Source organism: Floccifex sp. (genome assembly GCF_051873555.1).
Lineage (GTDB): Bacteria > Bacillota_I > Bacilli_A > Erysipelotrichales > Erysipelotrichaceae > Floccifex.
In genome coordinates, this window is record NZ_JBJEEY010000003.1 from 1 (window position 1) to 4,381 (window position 4,381).

Here is a 4,381-nt window from a genome sequence, read left to right on the forward strand (position 1 = left end):
TGTTGTTTTGTAAGATTCCTATTACCCGATTCTCTAAATCCTTTTCTTCTTTAACTGCACTCATCTTTAAAGCATAGATACTGATGACTTTTTTCGTTTTTGTATCATTGCTTGAAATTTTCATAATGGAATCCACTGTTTCATCAATATATTTTATTGAAAAACAGGAACTGAAAATTAATAAAATGGATAAAACAGTCGCAATTACTTTTAAGAATACTTTTTTAGCTTTAAGCCAAAGAATACAAATCAATAAACAAAGACTTATAAAGGCAATTGCTATTGGTATAAATATAGTATTTGGTAATATATCAATTTTATAAAGCTTAATTAGAAATATACAGCCTGTTATTAGAACTAATAAACAAATATAAAAACCTATACTTTTTACATACTTTTTCATGACTCTGAATATGAAGAAGTCGCTGTAAAACTGACTGGATCTACAAGCGTTACATATGTTACATTTTCTCCAAAATCAAATCGAACAACTAGTGACCCATTTTCTTTTGTGATTTTTACATTTTGTGGATCACTTGTAGAAATACCCATATTAATACATGCAGCTTCTAAAGCTTTAGCTTGATTTTCAGCCGATATATCTGGTGTATTTGTTTCAGGTTGTACTTGATTATTTATCTCTTCTTCTATAACTTCTTCTTGCTCCTGTTCTTTTTCAGTTTGTTCTTTTAAAGCTTTATAAGTACGATCTTTTATGGTTCCATCTTTTTCAAATGTATATTCATAATGTCCATTTTCAGTTTCAAATACTATGATATAATTTCCTTTTTTTTCTTCTGTACTCGATTTTATAACTTCACTTTCTGTAACATTCGAATCATCTAATGCTACTTCCAGACAATCTTCTTTGGTTGGTTCTAATCCTTTTTGACATCCCGTTAAAGCCAAGCAGAAAATGAAATATAATATTAACTTTTTCATTTGGCTCTCCTTTTTGTTGATTCGTCTCCATATCCATAATAGTTATAGTGTTTGCTGGCAAAGTCTTCAACCTTTGTCAAACAGACTCCCATGAGCTTAGCACCATTTCGCTGTAAATCTCTTACTGCTTCACGAGCTCGTCTTTTATCGGTTTCTTTGGATGAACAAACAAATAACGTTCCATCACTGGCATTACAGATTGGAATGGCATCACTACAAGCTGTTACAGGCGGACAGTCAATAATAATAAAATCAAATTCTCTTCTTGCTACTTGAAGAAACTTTGAAAAACGGTTGGAACTCAATAACTCCAAAGGATTAGGAACTCTGGAACCAGAAGATAAAAAATAAAAGATTTTTCCACTTTTAAGCTGCAATACTTTTAATTCACTAGACGTTATAATACTTGTATTCCCATCAAAATGAGATAACAAATTCGATAATCCTGTACTATTGCTTGTTTTTAACATTCTATGAAGACTTGGATTTCTTAAATCACAATCAATTAATAAAACATTGTTGTATTTATCTGCACAAATACGAGCTAGATTTGAAGCGATGGTACTTTTCCCTTCATTTGGATTGGTACTAACCGTATTCACGATTTGAATATTTTCATCCATTTTAGAAAATTCAATATTCGTTCTAAGTTGTCGAAATACTTCATCTAAATCAAATTGATTGATTTTCTTTGCCATTTTTTTACCTCCAAAAGAAGCCTTTCTTTGGCTTCATTTCTATTACTTCCTGATTCGATAAAATTAAAAACGGATTCTTTTGACACAAAAGATCTGCATTTTCTTGTCCTATTTTCTTTTTTATCATTTCATATACATCACTTAAACAAGAAATACGCCTGCCATTAGCTCTATGACAATCACTGGCAATGACATGTACATATCCCTTCTTTAGTAATTCCCATGCATTTTTTTCAATAGTTTCTCCATGTATGCCTAGTAACGAAGAACGATTGACTTGAAACACATAGCCTTTTTGTTTCCAGTCATTTAATATTTCATAATCTAGTCCATCACCAAAATAACGTTCTACATGGGCAATACAGGGAACATATCCATTTATTTCAATTTCATATAGAAATTCATTGAAATCCACAATTTTATGAATGTCTTTTCGAACATCAAATTCACAAAGTAAATATCTTGACTGATTTAAAGAATCAAATAAATTATTTCTTAAACAAGAATACACATCTGTATTTAAAAAAAGCTCACAACCAAATGCCAGCTGAATTCCATATTCCCTTGCAATTTTTCGAGCTTCTCTTTGTTGTTTACGCATAAAATCAAATCGTTGTTTTGTGAGTTGTTCACCTATAAAATGTGGTGTCGAACAAATAATCTTAATTCCATCTTCTTTTGCCATTTGAAAAGCGATTTTCATATCTTCTTCACTTGGCATTCCATCATCAATTCCCCAAACTATATGTGAATGTATATCAATCATATTATTCCTTAATCACTGGTAATTCACAATACACAGGCAAATTCAAATACTTTTCAGCTTCTTCTTTCGATTTTAAACGATTGTTTGTCAATACTTTTATCAAAACAATCAATCCATCTAAGACAAAACCCATTGCAGCACCAATTAAAATGTTTTTCTTTAAATTTGGTCCACTAGGTACATAGGAAAGCTTAGCAGGATTCACAATTTCAATATTTTTTAAATTCAAGTTTTCTTGCATAGTATCTATAAATACTTGAACTGTGGCATTCACGATTTTTTTCGAAAGCTTAGGATCTTCAGTTGTTGCTTCCACTTTAATTAAAGTAGTATCCGATTCATTTGTAATTTCTAAAGAATCTCTTACAGTTTTAATAGAATCAACACCTACTTGTTTTGTAACCTCAGCTAATACATTATCTTGAACCAATAAAGCCATGACATTATAAATCAATCTTTCGTTCGAATTTTGCGAAGTATAGTCAATATATCCAGATTCATCAATATAGGGTGTTAAAAAAATTGTTGAACTCGATGAATAAGTCGGTGTCAAAATAAATTTCGTAATTAATCCAGCACCAGTAGCAAATATAAAAAGAAGGAAAAATAAACTAAAAAAATTCTTTTTAATAACTTGCCAAATTTCTAATAAATCAATTTCCACTTCATCATTTGTATCTTGATTCCATTTTGTTCCATCGTTGTTTGTACTCATTTCAAATTCCTTTCCATTAAAAAAGATAGTCTTTCCCCTATTTCAAGGAAATATCCTATCGTTATTGTATAGACCACATCCTATATAAGGCGATAAACCAAGCTCTTATATAAAATGCTTACTGATTCATCGTTATGCCAGCAATCCATTGTTGATTCTCTAAAAAATAGAGATCCAGTTTTAATAAACGATTATGTCGATCCAGCTTTATAACATAATCATCAAATCCAACTAGAGGGCCTGCATCGATGACTAATTTTTTGTTGACTAAATGCCCATAAGACATTCGTAAAATACCTTGTTTATCCAGTAACCTTTCGAGTACAGTGATTTCTTCTTTTGTCAAAGCCGAAACATCTTCATATCGAAGCTCTCGAATAAACCCTTTTTTTACTTCCATTTTCCGGATACAAGTTTGAAACTCAACTTGATCCATTTCACTCTTAACAATCACATAACCAGGAAATAAAGCCTTGATGGCTATGCCATCTATATCTCTTCGATAGTATTCAAATTTATAGCTATAGGCTTCAAATCCTTCCCTTCTCAATAAAGAAACAAGAAGATCCTGGTTTTGTGTTTGTACAAACAGTACAAAATAATTCATAATCAAATTTTTATCTTTCCCATTTCTTTTGATTCCCTCTTTCAAAAAAAGCCAACATAATTCGTATTATGTAAGGGAATCTCTATAAATAATCAATTTATTGTCCTTAAAAGACTATAATATTATAACACGTAAATGAAAAATCACAAGAATACTTATAGATAAAAAGTACATTCAAATGGACATTTATGTATTTTTTTTAAAAAATTACATAATTAAAACACACTCTATTCATTTTTTTTGAAAATTTTCAGGAGTGTTTTTATTTTATTTATTAAATTAAACATTTTTTAAGAAAAAAGCCAACATAATACGAATTATGTCAAGGGATTTTTTTGTTCTGAAATAACTAAATTTAATCTTTCAATTTTCTTTTGATGTTCTTTACCAGTCGATATTATATAAATACGTGTTGTATCAATACTACTATGACCTAATATATCAGCTAACTTGGCTATATCTTTTTCTACTTTATAAAACGTTCGAGCAAATAGTTTTCTTAAATTATGTGGATATACTTTTTTAGGATTGATATTTATCTTTCTACAAATTCGTTTCATCTTTTCCCATATTAAACAACGACTTATCGGTTTTCCTTTTTGATTGACAAAAATTACACCAGAATCAATTTTTTCTTTTTTTATAAATTTTTT

General features: G+C 29.6%; 7 protein-coding genes. All 7 read right to left on the reverse strand.

Features of this window, described 5'->3' with window-relative positions; genetic code table 11:
- Positions 1-403 (reverse strand): hypothetical protein (locus tag ACI32A_RS00150; protein WP_439752992.1); only part of this gene is annotated, 403 nt, incomplete at its 3' end.
- Positions 400-942 (reverse strand): hypothetical protein, encoded by a 543-nt coding sequence (locus tag ACI32A_RS00155; protein WP_439752993.1) that lies wholly within the window; start codon positions 940-942, stop codon positions 400-402. The genes ACI32A_RS00155 and ACI32A_RS00150, both read right to left, overlap by 4 nt.
- Complete coding sequence (locus ACI32A_RS00160) at positions 939-1,640, reverse strand: CpsD/CapB family tyrosine-protein kinase (RefSeq protein WP_439752994.1); 702 nt, start codon at positions 1,638-1,640, stop codon at positions 939-941. The genes ACI32A_RS00155 and ACI32A_RS00160 overlap by 4 nt, the downstream gene beginning before the upstream one ends.
- A 4-nt stretch (positions 1,641-1,644) precedes the next feature.
- Entirely contained in the window at positions 1,645-2,406 is a 762-nt protein-coding gene (locus ACI32A_RS00165) for a tyrosine-protein phosphatase (protein ID WP_439752995.1), read from the reverse strand.
- A gap of 1 nt (position 2,407) precedes the next feature.
- Positions 2,408-3,121 (reverse strand): YveK family protein, encoded by a 714-nt coding sequence (locus ACI32A_RS00170; RefSeq protein ID WP_439752996.1) that lies wholly within the window; start codon positions 3,119-3,121, stop codon positions 2,408-2,410.
- A 118-nt stretch (positions 3,122-3,239) separates the two neighbouring features.
- A complete protein-coding gene (locus tag ACI32A_RS00175; RefSeq protein ID WP_439752997.1) occupies positions 3,240-3,728 on the reverse strand; it encodes a transcription termination/antitermination NusG family protein in 489 nt (162 codons plus the stop codon).
- A 317-nt stretch (positions 3,729-4,045) separates the two neighbouring features.
- Positions 4,046-4,381, reverse strand: a 336-nt coding sequence (locus ACI32A_RS00180) for a tyrosine-type recombinase/integrase (protein WP_439752998.1), incomplete at its 5' end; no start/stop codon positions are given.

What these genes read in the sequence shown, in the direction of transcription:
- ACI32A_RS00175 (WP_439752997.1), bottom strand. Translation starts at nt 3,728, where the DNA reads ATGAATTATTTTGTACTGTTTGTACAAACACAAAACCAGGATCTTCTT.
- ACI32A_RS00170 (WP_439752996.1), bottom strand. Translation starts at nt 3,121, where the DNA reads ATGAGTACAAACAACGATGGAACAAAATGGAATCAAGATACAAATGAT.
- ACI32A_RS00165 (WP_439752995.1), bottom strand. Translation starts at nt 2,406, where the DNA reads ATGATTGATATACATTCACATATAGTTTGGGGAATTGATGATGGAATG.
- ACI32A_RS00160 (WP_439752994.1), bottom strand. Translation starts at nt 1,640, where the DNA reads ATGGCAAAGAAAATCAATCAATTTGATTTAGATGAAGTATTTCGACAA.
- ACI32A_RS00155 (WP_439752993.1), bottom strand. Translation starts at nt 942, where the DNA reads ATGAAAAAGTTAATATTATATTTCATTTTCTGCTTGGCTTTAACGGGA.